Below are 16737 nucleotides of genomic sequence, written 5' to 3'. Positions count from 1 at the left end.
AATCAAAATTTGAGGCAGCGTGACGCCATGAGCCGTGTGATCAAGTTCCTGATATATTTAGTTTGCCTGGGGTTCATCGGGCTGGTGGCCTATGCCTATGTCGGCCCGTATTTTGGCGCGGATTTTTCGGCCCCGCAAAGTGAAATCCGAGAGCCGGTCGTCCTGGATGTCGACTAAGCAAACGCTTCTGGCATTGGTATTGGCGGGTTCTGCGCAGGCGCAAGAGCCGCTGTCAGTCATTGAATGGCTGACCGAACCACCAGAAAACCTGCCTGGCACCGTATTACTTGAACCACCCGTGGCACAGAACGGAATTCAACCGAATATCGATGTGACACCGCTTGAGGCATTGTCCCAGCCCTTGGGACTTGTATCCTCGTCCGTGACCGGCCTGCCGGTCGATCTGTGGCAAGGCAGCGATCCCGATCGGTTGGCGGAGTTAATTTCGCGCGTTCCCGTCAAATACAACCCTTCAATGCAGCGCCTGCTGTTCACATTGCTGCTGTCCGAAGCCCGGGCCCCCGCTGGTCCCAGCGCGGAAGAAACCCTGCTACTGGCACGGCTGGACAGGCTGATGCAGCTTGGTGCGGCGGATCCCGCGCAATCATTGGTGCAACTCGCTGGCCCAACGAACACGCGAATGCGGTTCCAACGCTGGTTTGACGCGACGCTGTTGACCGGAGATGAAGACCGCAGCTGCACGGCCTTGATTGCGCAACCGCATCTGTCGCAGAACTATGCCGCGCAGGTGTTCTGCAAGGCACGACGGGGCGATTGGGCTTCGGCGGCTCTAACGCTTGAGGCAGCCCATGCGTTGGAAATCCTGCCGCCCGAAGAGCTGGCGGTTCTGGATCGGTTCCTAAGCCCTGAATTGTTCGAAGGCGCAGCCTATCTTCCCCAACCGGACGACCCAGATCCGCTTAGTTTCCGTTTGTTCGAAGCGATTGGAGAGCGCTTGCCATCGGCTCCGCTGCCTCGGGCGTTTGCAAATGCGGACTTGCGCGATGTTGCCGGGTGGAAAGCACAGATCGAAGCAGCCGAACGTCTGACACGAATTGGGGCTTTGACGCCAAATCAGTTACTGGGTCTTTATACCGAGCGTGATCCGGCGGCGTCTGGTGCGGTTTGGGATCGGGTTGCAGCGATTCAACGCTTTGAAAGCGCGCTGGAGAGCGGAAGTCCCGAAGCAATCGGCAAAACACTACCCCAAGTTTGGAAACAGATGCGCAGTGTTGGGCTCGAAGTTTCTTTTGCCGAGCTGTTCGCCGACCGTCTGGCAAGTTTCGCTTTGCCCGTGCCCGCGACAGAGAGCTTGCGCTGGCGCATTCTGATGTTGTCCGAGCTCTATGAAGAGGCTGCATTGGCGGCACCCGATCGCTCAACTGATACCCAGTTCCTGGTTGCTCTGGCTCAGGGTGATCCGGGACGTGCGGTTTCGCCATCCCCGCTGGCCGATGCTGTGTCACAGGGTTTCGAGTGGGCCGCGCCGGTTCCATCTGACATTGATGCTTTGTTGGCCAATGGTCAGCTGGGTGAGGCTATTCTGGAGTCCATGCATCTGTTTGCTCATGGCGCGCGCGGTAACTTAGTGGATCTGACTGCCGCGATCGCCGCCTTTCGACGCGTAGGCCTGGAAGACACGGCCCGACGCGCGGCCCTTAATCTACTGATCCTGCAAGATCGTTGACGATGGGCGCCCCGGCTTCACAGAATCTGTGGATTTCCACGTTTCTTCAGGCTCAGGCCGCCGAATTGGGCGCTGCTACGAATACATTGCTGGCCTATGGGCGAGACTTGAAAGACTTTGCAGTTTGGCTCGACCATCGGAAAGTAGGGTTCGATCAAGCGGATCGTGATCAGATCGAAGCTTATCTGATCGATTGTGATGCGCAGGGTCTGTCGCGATCCACCCGCGCCCGGCGGCTGTCGGCAATCAAGCAGCTATTTCGCTTTGCGTTCGAGGAAGGCTGGCGCGACGCGAATCCCGCCATTCAGATCAAGGGTCCGGGTCGGCAGAAACGCCTGCCAAAAACACTGGATGTACCCGAGGTGGATCGCCTGCTTGAGGCCGCAAGAACGACCGGACGCAGCAAGGCAGACCGGGTGCGCAATACCTGTATGATGGAAGTACTCTATGCCACGGGCATGCGTGTGACCGAGCTCGTGTCGCTGACCGTCTCGTCGGCACGCGGTGATCCCCGGATGCTATTGGTTCTGGGCAAGGGGGGAAAAGAACGCATGGTGCCCCTGTCGCCACCTGCCCGCGATGCACTTGCGGCATGGTTGAGCGTGCGCGATCAAGCTGAAGATCAGACTGTAGCAGATGGTGGTCAACAGTCTCGTTTCCTGTTTCCGTCACGTGGCAAATCCGGGCACCTGACACGGCATCGGTTTTTTCTGCTGGTCAAAGAATTGGCGGTTCAAGGCGGCGTTTCGCCGGAAAAAGTCACCCCTCACACCCTGCGGCACGCCTTTGCGACACACCTGCTGGCCAACGGCGCGGATTTGCGTTCAATCCAAACGCTTCTTGGCCATGCTGACGTAGCCACGACCGAGATTTACACCCATGTTCTGGACGAACGTCTGGCTGAACTGGTGTTGCAGCATCACCCGCTGACGAAAGACCCCGACGCTGAAAAGGGCTAACCCCTTGATCGGACGGGGCAGCATCCCCATAACGAATGCAGGAACACGAACAAACAAGGACCGATGGAACCTGATTCTTCCCTGATCGACAGCGCCTTTTGGGTAACCTCAGGCGCTATTGTGCTTTTGCTTTTCCTGTCGGGCTTTTTCTCGGGATCTGAAACCGCATTGACCGCGTCTTCACGCGGGAAACTGCGTGCGCAGGCCGACAAAGGCTCGCGTGGCGCACAAAAGGCTCTGAAACTGACCGACGACAATGAACGCCTGATCGGGTCGGTTCTGCTGGGCAACAACCTTGTCAACATTCTGGCGGCATCACTGGCCACTGCCCTGTTCACGCGACTTTTCGGTGAAAGCGGCGTGGCGCTGGCGACACTGGTCATGACCCTATTGGTTCTGATCTTTGCCGAAGTTTTGCCGAAGACCTATGCCATCACGAACTCGGAAAAAGCGGCCTCCGCAGTCGCACCGATTATCAGTGTCGTTGTGACCGTCTTCTCACCCATTGTGGCGGCGGTGCGTCTTTTGGTACGCGGTGTATTGCGCCTGTTTGGTGTGCAGATCGATCCCGACAGCAACATTCTTGCTGTGCGCGAAGAAATCGCAGGCGCGTTGCAATTGGGCCATTCAGAAGGCGTCGTTGAAAAAGAAGATCGGGACCGCATTCTGGGTGCGCTAGATCTGGGTGAGAGAGCTGTTGAAGAGATCATGTTGCACCGCTCGAATATCGAAATGATCGATGCGGACGCGGCACCCGAGGCGATCCTGAGACAATGCCTGGAAAGCCCGCACACGCGTTTGCCTGTGTTTCGGGACGAACCTGAGAACATCGTGGGAGTCGTCCATGCAAAAGACCTGTTTCGTGCGATGTATGCGCAAGCCGGGGGCACAGATGGAGACCCTAGCCGACTTAAGTCGTTCGACATCTCCAGAGTGGCGAATGACCCGTACTTCGTCCCGGAAACAACAACGCTTGACGATCAGATGCGGGAATTCCTGCGCATGCACAGCCACTTTGCACTGGTCGTTGATGAGTATGGATCGCTTCGTGGCCTGATCACTTTGGAAGATATTCTTGAAGAGATCGTTGGTGAAATCGCTGATGAGTTTGACATCGATGAAGAAGTTCCTGTGACCCGCACAGATGACGGCCAATTCCTTGTCGAAGGCGCCATGACAATCCGCGATGTCAACCGCGCGCTGGATTGGTCTCTGCCCGATGAAGAGGCCAATACACTGGCCGGGCTAGTCATTCACGAGGCGCAGATGATTCCGGTTGTGGGTCAGGTCTTCTCATTCCACGGGTTTCGGTTCGAAGTGACCGCGCGCGAAGGAAATCGCGTAACCGGCCTCAAGATCCGCCCTTTGTGATACTTTTACAGACAATCAGGATCGGCAGGTAGTTTAGTGCCGGTTTTGGCTTTGGCGTAATCTCCCTAAGCGACAGGTTTTGTCGTATTTGATATTGCGTCCTCGCCCCCTCCGATCAGACTGACAAAAATAGTTCGGAGAATTCCATGAAACTCGAAACCCGTGTGGCAGTCATAGGCGGCGGTGTCGTCGGTTGTTCTGTTCTGTATCACCTGACCAAACTGGGGTGGTCCGACGTGATGCTGTTGGAACGGTCCGAGCTGACCTCAGGCTCGACCTGGCACGCGGCGGGTGGATTTCACACGCTGAACGGCGACACCAATATGGCGGCGCTGCAGGGCTACACAATCCGGCTGTATAAAGAGCTGGAGGAGATCACCGGCATGTCCTGCGGGCTACACCATGTCGGAGGTGTAACATTGGCCGACAACCAGGACCGGTTCGATATGCTTTTGGCGGAACGGGCCAAGCACCGGTTCATGGGGCTTGAGACGGAAATAGTCGGCCCCGATGAAATCAAGAAGATCGCCCCGATCACCAATACGGACGGCATCATCGGCGCGCTTTACGATCCGCTGGACGGCCATCTTGACCCGTCCGGCACAACCCACGCCTATGCCAAAGCCGCGCGTATGGGCGGAGCCACTATTGAAACCCACTGTATGGTGCAAGAAACCAACCAGCGTCCTGATGGGACGTGGGATGTGGTCACCGACAAGGGCACGATCCACGCGGAACACGTCGTCAATGCAGGCGGATTGTGGGCCCGCGAGGTCGGTGCAATGGCCGGAGTCTACTTCCCGCTGCACCCGATGGAGCATCAATATCTGGTCACTGATGCGATCCCACAAATCGAAACCATCATCGATGCCGGAGGTGAACACCCGCATGTGATGGATCCTGCTGGCGAGAGCTATTTGCGTCAGGAGGGCCGGGGCCTGTGTATCGGGTTCTACGAGCAACCCTGTAAACCGTGGGCGGTCGATGGCACACCGTGGGACTTCGGCCATGAGCTCCTGCCCGATAACTATGACAAGATCACCGACAGTATCGAATTTGCCTACAAGCGCTTTCCGGTGCTGGCCGAGGCGGGTGTCAAATCAGTGATCCACGGCCCGTTTACCTTTGCCCCTGACGGCAACCCTCTGGTCGGCCCGGTCCCCGGGACGCGAAACTATTGGTCGGCTTGTGGTGTGATGGCCGGATTCAGTCAGGGCGGTGGCGTTGGACTGACGTTGGCACAGTGGATGATCGATGGCGAACCAGAACGCGACGTCTTTGCCATGGATGTGGCCCGTTTTGGCGATTGGATCAGCCCGGGTTACACCCGCCCCAAGGTGATCGAAAACTATCAAAAACGTTTCAGCGTCGCCTACCCGAACGAGGAACTCCCAGCCGCACGCCCCAACCGCACCACGCCGATGTATGACATCTTCAGCGACATGGGTGCAGTTTGGGGCCAGCAATACGGGCTGGAGGTTCCAAACTACTTTGCCCAAGACGATGAGCCCGGGTACGAAACCCCATCCTTCCGCCGGTCAGACGCGTTCAAGGCAATAGGCCGCGAAGTGCTCGCGGTGCGTAAAGGCGTCGGGATCAACGAGGTCCACAATTTTGGCAAATACCGCATCACCGGACCCTCCGCGCGAGCCTGGCTCGATCGGGTCATGGCCGGGCGTATCCCCCAGCCAGGCCGCGTGTCCCTGACACCGATGCTGTCGCCCAAGGGCAAGTTGATTGGCGATTTTACGGTCTCTTGCCTGGATGAGGTCACGTTCCAATTGACCGCCTCTTATGGAAGTCAGGCTTTTCACATGCGCTGGCTCCAAGAGCATCAAGAGAACGGTGTCACAATTGAAAACATCAGCGATCGGTTGAACGGCTTTCAGATTGCCGGGCCAAAAGCCAATCGGGTTTTGGAAAGCTGTACGCGTGACGACGTGTCAGACCTCACATTTCTGGATGTGCGCCCGATGACCATCGGCATGACGGATTGCATCGTTCAAAGGGTCAGCTACACAGGTGATCTCGGTTATGAAATCTACTGTGACCCGATAGCTCAGCGGCAGCTGTGGTGGACGTTGTGGCAGGCGGGCGAACCGCATGGCATGGTGCCGTTTGGCATGCGTGCGATGATGTCCCTGCGTTTGGACAAGTTCTTTGGGTCATGGATGCGAGAGTTCTCACCCGACTACACAGCTGCGGAAACCGGTTTGGACCCGTTCATCTCGTTTTCCAAAAACACAGATTTCATTGGTCGCGCGGCGGCAGAAGCCGAAAAATCCACGGGTAGTGCACGCAAGTTGGTGGCATTTCAGGTTGATGCAGACGATGCCGACGTCAATGCGTATGAGCCGATTTGGCTGGATGGAACAGTTGTTGGGTTCTGCACATCGGGGGGATATTCCCATTTCGCGCAAACATCCGTCGCGCTGGGCTTTTTGCCAACAGAGCGCGCCACTGATGGGTTGGAAGTCGAAATTGAGATCCTGGGCAAGATGAGAAAAGCCCGTGTTATCTCAAGACCACTGTTTGATCCGGATGGTCGCCGCATGAGGGGATGACTTGTCGATCTGCCAAAGGCATGGTGACGGGATGAACGACATTCCCGTCATACTGCTGGCCGCAGGACAATCCCGTCGCATGGGCGGTGCCGACAAGCTGATGAAAGAGGTCGATGGTGTACCATTGGTGCGACGATCGACCGAGATCGCAATGACTGCTGGTCCTGTCATTGTCGCCCTGCCTCCGCGCCCTCATCCTCGGTTTGATATTTTGGCAGATCTTGAAATACTGCGCGTTCCCATCCCTGACGCGGCAGAGGGCATGAATGCCAGCCTGCGCGGGGCCTTGCGGCATGTAATCACTCAAGCCCCAGCCGTTTTGGTGATGTTGGCAGATCTACCTGAATTGACCGCTGTGGATTTGGCCACTGTGATTGGCGCGCGCAAAGCCCAGCCAGACTATCTGATCTGGCGCGGCGCGACTGACAAGGGCAAGCCCGGCCATCCCGTCCTGTTCGACCGCAGCCTGTTCACTCAACTCGGCAAACTGCAAGGAGACGAGGGAGCGCAATCAGTCGTGCAAGCACACAAAGACAAAGTACATCTGGTGAGCTTGCCCGGACAGCACGCATTGCGAGATTTGGATACCGAGGAAGACTGGGACGCCTGGCAGGCAAACCGGACCCTTTAAATGAGCGCGGCCCGGTCACTTAAGACCGGGCCGGCTACCCAAATTAGGACTACCACTTTTCACCAATCAAATAAGCGCGACCAACTTGCCTTTGAAGACACATTGGTATGGAGCCGCAAAACCTAAACAAGACCCCCTCGTTAACATGCTGCTAGCGCTCATAAATGATCGAGCTAGCCATCGGCACCCCCTAGCGCCTCAGGCCCTCCGTAATTGGGCAAGTTCATATTTGCCGATCCGATGCCTCGAAACAACGTAAAATTGGAAGAAACGGTTAATTTTGGCCAAACGCGGTTGGCTTTTGCGCAACATCTCGCCTGAGGCGATTCAGCTTTAAGTTGACGACATTTTCCGCCTCTGAGTGCAAACCCAATTAAGCATTAACGTATTGCTCATTATGCTAACTCTTCAGGTTATTTACTGGAAAAATTGACGGGTTTCGATCAACCCCTACAACCTTAAGTCGATGACCTATGATCACGCAAAAACGACGTTTCAACTGTAAGCGAAACATAACCAATTCAACTTGTTTGAAAGTTTGACAGCTGTTTCGGCAACAATCCTCTGATTCGCGCAGCCTAAAACAGACGGATTTTTCGAATCCTCTGCCATCTTCGCCGGAAGTAGACACCGGATTTATGGCAAAATTAAGTTTTCTTAATTGATCGGTCAGGAACGGCAAAGATTGGTCATCCATGTCTTGTTTCAACGCGCGGCCGACATCGTGCGCATCAAACAGGAGACCAAAATGAGCACCCGCAAATCCTCGCTTCTTTTACCGCGTGCATCCAACTGGATGGGCGTCAGCGCCCTGAGCGCCGCAATGCTTGCAACCACCGCCCTGCCCTCGTTGGCGGACGAAGCATTGGCCGATCTGGTCGAGGCTGTATCGCCATCGGTTGTGACAATCATTGCTGAACAAGACGCCACAACAACACCAACGCAGAGCCAGGACTTCGATTTAGAGGGCCACCCGTTCGGAGAGTTCTTCAAACGCTTCGGCGGACCCGAAGGGTTCAACACACCTGAACGCGGACCGTCACAGGGTTTGGGATCAGGTTTTGTCCTGGATGAGGAAGGTTACATTGTCACCAATCATCATGTCGTAGACAACGCGTCCACCGTCACCGTAAGGCTGAGCGACGATCGTGAATTTGAAGCCGAAGTGGTGGGAACAGACCCACTGACCGATCTTGCCGTACTTAAGATCGATGCGGGCGAAAGCCTTCAGGCCGTAGAACTGGGCGACAGCGATGTCATCCGCGTCGGTGAAGATGTCGTAGCGATTGGCAACCCCTTCGGGCTGAGCTCGACCGTCACTACAGGCATTGTTTCCGCAAAGGGTCGCAGCATCTCACAAGGACCTTATGCCGAGTTCATCCAAACGGACGCGGCCATCAACAAAGGCAACTCGGGTGGCCCCCTGTTCAACATGGAAGGCGAAGTGGTTGGCGTGAATTCGGCCATCTATTCGCCCAGCGGCGGCTCGGTCGGTCTTGGTTTTGCTGTCACGTCCAACATCGTCGACCATATCACAACCGATCTGCGTGACGATGGTGAGATCAGCCGCGGCTGGCTGGGCGTATCGATCCAGAATGTCAGCCCAGAGCTTGCGGCTGCCCTTGGTATTGAGGCGTCAAGCGGTGCGCTGGTTTCTGATGTTGTCTCTGGCAGCCCGGCGGATGGTGTATTGCTGCAAGGCGACGTGATTTTGTCGTTCAATGGCGACGCCGTTGATTCAAGCCGCGATCTGCCCATTCTGGTTGGAACCACCAAAGTCGGCACCAACAGTGTTCTGACCGTCCTGCGCGACGGCAAACAGGAACAGTTGGAACTGACAATCGGCCAATACCAGACTGCCGAGGCAGACGTGGACAGCACAGTTGACACCAATGTGTCAGGCACCGCGTTAGGCGTAACCGTTGCACCGTTGACGGAAGCAGCCCGGGCTGAAATGGGCGTTGGAGACACCGTGGATGGTGTGGTTGTCACCGACCTGAAGCCCGATAGCCCGGCGGCCAAAGCGGGTCTGCAACGTGGCGATGTGATCGTAAAACTCGGGTCTCAAGACACCGCGACACCGGACGCGTTGAAGGCTGCGTTAGACAGCGAAAAAACCGACCCGGCGTTGGTGCTGATCAATCGGGGCGGCAGCCAAATCTTTGTCGCCGTCGAGATCGCCTGACCCGAGAGCCGCGCGCGCCACATGATGGGGAAATCTGGCGCGCGCCTCACCCCGGCGGATTTGATTTGTCCGCGATCCGTCGGGCTTGCCGGATGTGCACAGGGCGCATCCGGCAAGACCAAACCATGTGCTTTGTTCAAAAATTGTGTTTAAATCCCGATAGAAAGGATCCCCGATCATGAGCCGTCGCCTGCTAATTGTCGAAGACGATGAAGATACCCGTGAGTTTATCGCCAAAGGGTTTGGCGAAGAAGGGTATGTGGTCGAAGCTGCCGCCGACGGCCGCGAAGGATTGTATCACGCCACAGATGGTGGCTTTGATGCGGTCGTTCTGGACCGGATGTTGCCCGGGTTGGATGGGCTGTCCCTGATCAAATCCATGCGTGCGGCCGGTCTTAAGACGCCGGTTCTGATGCTGACCGCCATGAGCGCGGTGGACGAACGCGTCAAAGGGTTACGGTCCGGCGCAGATGACTATCTTGTCAAACCCTTCTCCTTTCAGGAGTTGCACGCCCGAATCGAAGCATTGTTGCGCCGCCCGCAAGAGGCCGAGGAGACGCCTACCCTCACGTGCAAAGACCTTGAGATGGATCTGCTGACCCGTAAGGTTACCCGCAACGGATATGAAATCACTCTGACCCCGCGCGAGTTCCAGATTCTTGAGTTTTTCCTGCGCCGCAAAAACCGTGTGGTGTCACGCACCATGCTTCTGGAAGGGGTTTGGGATTATCATTTTGACCCCAACACCAATGTGGTCGACGTTCATATCTCTAAGCTTAGGCGTCAGCTTGACGAAGGCGGAGACATACCGTTGATTGAAACCGTCCGCGGAGCGGGTTACATGATGTCTGATGGATAACCTACGGCTTTCCCTAAATAATTCACGGACTCGTCTTGTTGCCGCCAGTATGGTTCTCAGCACCATTCTGACGGCAACAGTATTGGCGTTGGTCTATGTAACAGCCAATCGCAGCATTGAATCCGAAACACGATCAGTCGTGTCCGCAGAACTAACCGGGTTGGCAGATGAATACGAAAGGCGCGGGTTGATCGGCCTGATATCAGCCATCGAGCGGCGCTTGCCGAGTGCCTCGGAACGGGATGCATTGTATCTTTTGACGGACCGAAACGGCGTCAAACTTGTCGGAAACCTGAAATACTGGCCCGCGGACATCACAGCTGGCAGTGGCTGGGTTGATCTGGAACTGCGCCGCGCTGACAACGATCAACTGGTGCCTGTCTCTGCAGCCTCCATTCGGTTACCTGGTCGCGAGCGTTTACTTGTCGGGCGGGACGCCGTTGCGCGCCAGCAATTCGACCGGGTCTTGTTGCGCTCAGTTGTTTTGGCCCTGGGAATTGCGCTGGTTCTGAGTGTTTTGACAGGCTGGCTTTTTACCCGTCTGGTGTTTTCTCGGCTGTCCGACATCGCCAATACGGCGGACAATATCGTTTCGGGCGATCTATCCAGACGCATGCCCCTGCGCGGAACCGGAGATGAGTTCGATCAAGTCGCCGGGACACTGAACAACATGCTCGACCGGATCGAAGAGCTGGTCAGCAACCTGCGCACAACGTCCAACTCGATTGCCCATGATCTGCGGTCCCCGTTGTCCCGACTGCGGCAGAGGGTCGAGGCCTTGGCAGACCCCAGCAAAAGCGATCAGGAACGTGAGATCGATATCGCCCGTGCAACCGGCGAAATTGACCATGTTCTGAGGGTGTTGGGACAACTAACCGAAATATCGCGCGCCGAGGCTGGTCTGGGCCGAGAGCAGTTCGAAGAGGTGGATCTGCAACAGTTGGTCAGCGACGTGGTCGAACTTTATGAGCCCGTCGCGGCAGATCAGGGCATCCGGCTAGAAATCACCGGTCAGGCCGCCCCTATTCAGGGACATCGCCCACTGTTGTCACAGGCTTTGTCCAACCTGCTTGAAAACGCTATGCGTTATGCCCCGGAAGAAACAGTCGTCACGATCTCGATTGCAGAGGATGGTGGTTTCACACGTCTGAGTGTCCGCGACCGAGGACCCGGTGTTCCGGCGGAAGATCTATCCCGGCTACAATTGCCTTTTGTGACGCTTGATCCGGCACGCACCGAACGCAACGCAGGTTTGGGGCTGGCCCTGGTGGCGGCCATTTCTCACATGCATGGTGGTGGGTTCGTGGCGCGTAACAGTGAGCCCGGTCTTGAAACAACACTCAATCTGGCGCATCGACCCTAGGCCGGCGCGCCCTCGATTGCCATAGTCTTGTTTTTATAGCGTTTATCTTCGGTCACGTCCGCACCGAACCAGGTTGGCGGGATATATGACAGCGCCTCGGCTTCTGTGGCAAACTCAACTTCGACCAATCGCAAAGGTGCCAGATCGCCGGAAAACACGTCCAGTTCAAAAATGTGCCCGTCAGGCAAGTGTCCTGTATAGCGCTCTTTTTCGACCCGCCGCCCTTTGGTTTCAGGCCAGAATGTCTCGAATTGCTCGGCCGAGATTTCGGCTTCACGCTCAACTCGCGCCAGGTTACCTCCGCCTTTGAGCGTCAGGAAATAACTGTCACTTTTCTGGCGCAATCGCAGCTCGGTTGAATCATCTGGTGACGTCAAATACCCCTGACGCACCACTGCTTTTTGCGTCCCGCTCAGATCTGGCAGCTCTGCGACAAGAAACTTGCGTTCGATTTCCATACTCATTTGGATGACACCACTCCGTTTTCCAACTCGTCATACAACGCTTGATACGCAGCACTGGCCGGGCTGCGCCCGGCATAGGTACTGACCGGTGCGCGATGCTGCCCCATTTTTTCGATGTCTGCCGCGAAAGGTACAGAGGTCTGCAGGAACCGCTTACTATACGCCGTGCGCATATTCTCCATTGTCTCGTGGTGCAGAGTCTTGCGCAGTTGCACCATGGAAAAGAACGCTCGCAGCTTTTTCTTTCTCAGTTTGTTTTCGTCAAAAAAGTGTATCAGCTGATCGAATGTCCGCTCTGACAATGTCGTTGGGATAACGGGCACAATGATCTCATCTGCCGCCTTGAAGATGTTCTCGGACAGGGTCGAAAAATTCGGAGGGCAGTCCAACACAATCACGTCATAGTCGCTGCCAGCCGACGTCAGGGCCTTTTTCAGGCGCGAGCGTTTGTTCCGCATTCGAGACAAAAACACATCGAAGTCACGAAAGGTCAGGTTGGCGGGCAGCACGTCCAACCCTTCGAAGTCGCTGGCCCTAATGGCGTTCGTGAACCGTTTGACGTCTTCGAAAAAACGGGCTTCGGTCAGTTTTTTCGAGGGTTTGACCCGAAAATAGAAGCTTGAGGCACCTTGCGGATCAAGATCGCACAGCAAGACCTGTTTGCCTGCCTGCGCATAGGCATGGGCCAAATTCACCGACGTCGCGGTTTTGCCGACGCCCCCTTTGTTGCTGTAGCAGGCAATGATCTTCATTCCTCACTCCTCTGTCTGATGAAACAAGCTGCGAAACAGATGTCGAATGTCCGGCCCATCGAATTGCTGAAAGCTCGACATAACCCGATCCCGCTCGGCCCGTTGGCGTTGATTCATCATGGCGATAAGGCCACCCGCGGCCAGTCCGATCTGCGCATCAACGCGACCTTGTTTCGTGCTGTAACGGGAAACAAAACTCAGCAAAGCCGCTTGCTGTACTGAGAAGTCGTTAAACAGGCCAAGGTTATCCTGCAGCCTTTTCAATGGCTTGATGATGGTTTTGAAGTCTTTGGCGTCGAACAGTGGCGCAAAGAACTCCATCAGATATCGCAATTTCTTGCAGTCGATCCGAAGATCATGCACCAGATCATCCGGTGTGTTTTCGCTGATGCTGCGCGCCAATTTACAGACCTTACGATAGCGTTTCCAGATCAACGCGCAGGCGTAGTCATAAGCCCCGCGCTGTGCATTTTTGCCCGGTTCCAATTGACTGGGGCCGTCAAATACTGCGTTCAGATCCTTCATTGTCTTGTCGTATGCGGCGCTTCGCAACCGCCGCTTCAAGCGAGTAAATTCCTGCCCGCGCTCTTCCTGAAATTGTTCAAACATCGCCCGCAAACCTGCGTGAAGATTAGGCGGGATCAGTTTGAAATACATGTCTTTTTCTAAAAGATAGACATCGAGATCGCGCATACGTCCCGTCGATGCCATGAGCTCTGAAAAGAGCTGCTTTAGTTCAACGGTCTGACTTTCAGAAAATACCCCTTTGAACAGACTAATGACCGAGCGGATTTTCCGTAGCGAGACGCGGTAGTCATGCAGGAATTCGGTATCGGTGTCCGCGATCACGCCTTCTTCGTTTTGCCGTGCGACCGCCAAGTATGTACGGATGATATCGGCAGCGACCTCGATTGAGGGTTCGTTTTTGCCAAGATGAATATCGGGCTTGGCATGATAGGGGCGCATATCGGGAAAAAGCCCCTGATACACCGCCTCGAACCGTTCATCTTGTGCCGCTTTCTCGGCCAGAGCTGCACAGACCTTTGCAAACACCCGTTCGTATCCGCGCAACTTTTCGATCCCGACAACGGTCACTTGGCCAACATCCGTCGACATCGACCAAACAGAACCGCGTACTTGTGTCTTTTGCAGATCATCCAGAATGGCCAACGAGTTGGTTTGGATTTCGCCCTGCCCGACTGCGATCAACGCCCGCAGAACCGGGAATCCTTTCAATGCACTGCTTACAGGACCAGCTGGCAGATCCCGCGCAAACTGGTCTTTGCCGTCGCAATGTTGAATGAATGACTGCCCATCGCTTCGCAAAAGCTGCAACATCCCATCAGTCTGGATCAAAAGCCGACCCTTGGCCCTTTGCGATTGGTCATGACAGTCTAACAACGTGAAAGATCTTGGTGCGGAATTGGGTTCGATTTTGACCAAAAGATGTTCAGGCATCTGGTCAAATATTGTTTCATCAAACAGGAATGGCAGTACGAAAAACCCTGCATTTTTCATCTTCATGAATTGCCTCTCCGAGGTCTGCCATGATGCGTACTGACCTCAATGAAAGCATGAGAACGTAGTTCAATCTGCCTATCAACAATAATCTGGACTGAACTCATCAATACGCGGGTGACAGCTAAAGACTGCGAGGCTAAGACAAGGAAATGACTGATCCTGTCTCAACCATTCGAAATCTTGGTCCGGCTTTTGAACAGGCCTGCGCAGAAGCTGGAATTCATTCAGCAGATGAATTGCGAGAGCTGGGCGCGGATGAGGCCTATAGCCGATTGCTGCAGTCCGGTACCAAGGCCCATTTCATTGGGTACTATGTGCTGGTCATGGGGTTGCAGGGTCGCCCTTGGAACGATTGCAAAGGTGACGAGAAAAAAGCCCTGCGGCAGAGGTTCGACGCGATCAAGGCCAGTGCGCGTCCAGCACCAGAAAACCAGATGATCTCAGAACTGGATGCGATCGGCGTGCGTGTTGCGGCCAACGATCTCAAGCTGGATTGATTGGCCACAAAAAAGGCCGCACCCAACAACGGATACGGCCCTCAAATTCTTTTAGAATGGCGGATTAGCCAACCAGTTCGATGCCCGAAAAGAAGTAGGCGATCTCGACGGCCGCTGTTTCCGGTGCGTCCGACCCGTGAACCGAGTTTTCGCCAACAGATTCAGCGAATTCAGCGCGGATGGTGCCGGGCGCTGCGTCTGCGGGATTGGTTGCGCCCATGACTTCGCGGTTCTTTGCAATGGCGCCTTCGCCTTCCAGAACCTGAACAATGACCGGCTCGGACGACATGAATTCGCACAGTTCGTCGTAGAACGGACGCTCGGCATGCACGTCATAGAACTTGCCAGCCTGTGCCTTGGTCATGTGGATACGCTTTTGCGCGACGATGCGCAGACCTGCGTCTTCGAATTTGGCGTTGATCTTGCCTGTCAGGTTGCGGCGGGTTGCATCAGGTTTGATGATCGAAAATGTGCGTTCCAGTGCCATGTCGGCCTCTCCTTACGTGATGGCGCGGGGTTCGCGCCGAAATCCATCGCGCGCCGCGTAACATGGTATTGGCTTCGTGAAAAGTGGAATGATGGGCCGCCCAATTGATTGACCGTTAGATTGTATCCGGCAACGGGTCGCGAAGGTCGACCCAGCACACATAGAGCACCGCCAATAAACCAGCGAAGCTGCTGGCACACATCATTCCCAACACCAGAAACGGTCCATTTTCGGCGCTGACCAGCGCGCCGGTTAGGGTCGTCAGCACAGCCCCCAACGCCACGATCATTGCGCCAGACAGGCCTGCTGCACTGCCTGCAAGCTTGGGGCGGACAGACATCAACCCGGCCGAGGCGTTGGCGTTTGTCAGGCCATTGCCGAAGCCCACAAAGATGGCCGAGCCGAAGAAAACCCAGACCGAACCAAGACCCGACAGAAAAAGCAGCAATCCGCAGAACGGCCCAACAGACGCAATCACGCGTCCAATCAAGATCATTGTTGTCAGTCTCGTCCTCGCCGCAATACGCCCGGTGATGAAGTTACCGACCATGAAACCTCCGGTGATGATTCCGATCCCCAATCCTAGCATCGCAGGGCTAAGATCGAACCACGCCGCCGCCACCAATGGCGCACCGGTGATGAAACTGTAAAACCCACCGATCGAAAACGCTGCACACAAGGCGTAGCCCCAAAACCTGCGCGCCCGGAACAGGTGCGGGTATTCGCGAAGTTGCGCAGCAAAGGTTGATGATCGATCTGTATTGGTTTCACCCATATTCGCCCAAAGCAGCGCCAGCATCCCTGCCCCCAGTGTCGAATACAGAACAAACCCGGCGCGCCATCCAAAGAGCGAATCCAACGCGCCGCCGAGCATTGGTCCAAGCATGGGTGCCAGTGCCATAGCCATTGCCACATAGCCCAGCTTGCTGGCGGCCTCATTTGGGGGATACATGTCGCGGATGGAGGCGCTGGATAAGACAGGCCCAGCAACGACCGCAGCCTGCAGTAAACGAAACCCCAGGAATACCCAGATCGACTCGGCCATTACGCATCCGACGGACGCGCACGCAAAGATCGCCATGCAGATCAACAACACAGGCCGCCGCCCATATCGATCTGACAAAGGCCCCATGATCAGTTGCAGTACGGCGGATACTGCCAGATACCCTGCGATCGACAGATTCACCACGGCATAGTCGACCTGAAAATCCTCTCCCATCCGTGCGAGTGACGGCAGGAACATGTTCAGTGACAACACCGATAGGGCTGTTGCAAAAACCAGTGTGACCAGAGATGGGGGCGATTGAGCCGGGCGCATGACGAAAACCGTTGTAAAATGCCAACCGGAACAGCGCTAACACATCCCTTGCACCTTGAACATGGCAGGCTCTGGCGGC

At 55.7% G+C, this 16737-nt stretch carries 15 protein-coding genes; 10 read left to right on the top strand and 5 right to left on the bottom strand.

The window, feature by feature from the left end:
• Positions 1–27 precede the first annotated feature (27 nt).
• The 9 genes from Q1B13_RS06605 to Q1B13_RS06565 all read left to right on the top strand — a co-directional run bounded on the left by Q1B13_RS06605 (position 28) and on the right by Q1B13_RS06565 (position 11619).
• Positions 28–177 carry a hypothetical protein gene (locus tag Q1B13_RS06605; RefSeq protein ID WP_299078625.1) on the top strand — a complete coding sequence of 50 codons (150 nt, stop codon included), beginning with the start codon at positions 28–30 and terminating at the stop codon, positions 175–177.
• Positions 167–1687 carry a hypothetical protein gene (locus Q1B13_RS06600; protein ID WP_299078623.1) on the top strand — a complete coding sequence of 507 codons (1521 nt, stop codon included), beginning with the start codon at positions 167–169 and terminating at the stop codon, positions 1685–1687. Before Q1B13_RS06605 ends, Q1B13_RS06600 begins: the two co-directional genes overlap by 11 nt.
• A 2-nt stretch (positions 1688–1689) precedes the next feature.
• Positions 1690–2646: a site-specific tyrosine recombinase XerD gene (locus Q1B13_RS06595; RefSeq protein WP_299078620.1), complete on the top strand. Its 957-nt coding sequence runs from the start codon at positions 1690–1692 to the stop codon at positions 2644–2646.
• Positions 2647–2709: 63 nt separating this feature from the next.
• Positions 2710–4017, top strand: a complete 1308-nt coding sequence (locus tag Q1B13_RS06590) for an HlyC/CorC family transporter (RefSeq protein ID WP_299078617.1) — start codon at positions 2710–2712, stop codon at positions 4015–4017.
• A 146-nt stretch (positions 4018–4163) separates the two neighbouring features.
• Positions 4164–6581 carry an FAD-dependent oxidoreductase gene (locus tag Q1B13_RS06585; protein WP_299078614.1) on the top strand — a complete coding sequence of 806 codons (2418 nt, stop codon included), beginning with the start codon at positions 4164–4166 and terminating at the stop codon, positions 6579–6581.
• A gap of 31 nt (positions 6582–6612) precedes the next feature.
• Entirely contained in the window at positions 6613–7212 is a 600-nt protein-coding gene (locus Q1B13_RS06580; protein ID WP_299078611.1) for a nucleotidyltransferase family protein, read from the top strand.
• Positions 7213–7960: 748 nt separating this feature from the next.
• Positions 7961–9397 (top strand): Do family serine endopeptidase, encoded by a 1437-nt coding sequence (locus tag Q1B13_RS06575; protein ID WP_299078608.1) that lies wholly within the window; start codon positions 7961–7963, stop codon positions 9395–9397.
• Positions 9398–9575: 178 nt separating this feature from the next.
• Positions 9576–10256 (top strand): response regulator transcription factor, encoded by a 681-nt coding sequence (locus Q1B13_RS06570; protein WP_298932320.1) that lies wholly within the window; start codon positions 9576–9578, stop codon positions 10254–10256.
• A complete protein-coding gene (locus Q1B13_RS06565) occupies positions 10249–11619 on the top strand; it encodes an ATP-binding protein (RefSeq protein WP_299799738.1) in 1371 nt (456 codons plus the stop codon). The genes Q1B13_RS06570 and Q1B13_RS06565 overlap by 8 nt, the downstream gene beginning before the upstream one ends.
• Here Q1B13_RS06565 and Q1B13_RS06560 read toward each other — a convergent pair.
• The 3 genes from Q1B13_RS06560 to Q1B13_RS06550 are packed head-to-tail and all read right to left on the bottom strand — an operon-like array spanning position 11616 to position 14359.
• On the bottom strand, positions 11616–12083 hold the full coding sequence (locus tag Q1B13_RS06560) for a CYTH domain-containing protein (protein ID WP_299078603.1): 468 nt from the start codon (positions 12081–12083) through the stop codon (positions 11616–11618). The genes Q1B13_RS06565 and Q1B13_RS06560 overlap by 4 nt on opposite strands.
• Positions 12080–12835 (bottom strand): AAA family ATPase, encoded by a 756-nt coding sequence (locus Q1B13_RS06555; protein ID WP_299078600.1) that lies wholly within the window; start codon positions 12833–12835, stop codon positions 12080–12082. Before Q1B13_RS06555 ends, Q1B13_RS06560 begins: the two co-directional genes overlap by 4 nt.
• A 3-nt stretch (positions 12836–12838) precedes the next feature.
• Positions 12839–14359 carry a CHAD domain-containing protein gene (locus tag Q1B13_RS06550; RefSeq protein ID WP_299078597.1) on the bottom strand — a complete coding sequence of 507 codons (1521 nt, stop codon included), beginning with the start codon at positions 14357–14359 and terminating at the stop codon, positions 12839–12841.
• Between the two features lie 146 nt (positions 14360–14505).
• Here Q1B13_RS06550 and Q1B13_RS06545 point away from each other — a divergent pair, with 146 nt between their 5' ends.
• Positions 14506–14853 carry a TfoX/Sxy family protein gene (locus tag Q1B13_RS06545; RefSeq protein ID WP_299078594.1) on the top strand — a complete coding sequence of 116 codons (348 nt, stop codon included), beginning with the start codon at positions 14506–14508 and terminating at the stop codon, positions 14851–14853.
• 64 nt (positions 14854–14917) lie between these two features.
• On the opposite strand, the gene ndk is transcribed toward Q1B13_RS06545, so the two are convergent.
• Together ndk and Q1B13_RS06535 are read right to left on the bottom strand one after the other, a co-directional pair.
• Entirely contained in the window at positions 14918–15340 is a 423-nt protein-coding gene (gene ndk, locus Q1B13_RS06540) for a nucleoside-diphosphate kinase (protein WP_058273797.1), read from the bottom strand.
• A 115-nt stretch (positions 15341–15455) separates the two neighbouring features.
• Positions 15456–16658, bottom strand: coding sequence for a multidrug effflux MFS transporter (locus tag Q1B13_RS06535; RefSeq protein ID WP_299078591.1), 1203 nt, complete (start codon positions 16656–16658; stop codon positions 15456–15458).
• Positions 16659–16737: the final 79 nt, after the last annotated feature.

Source organism: uncultured Ruegeria sp., from assembly GCF_947489545.1.
Lineage (GTDB): Bacteria > Pseudomonadota > Alphaproteobacteria > Rhodobacterales > Rhodobacteraceae > Ruegeria.
Note: the sequence above shows the minus strand (reverse complement) of the source record. Positions and strands in the feature narration are given on the sequence as shown.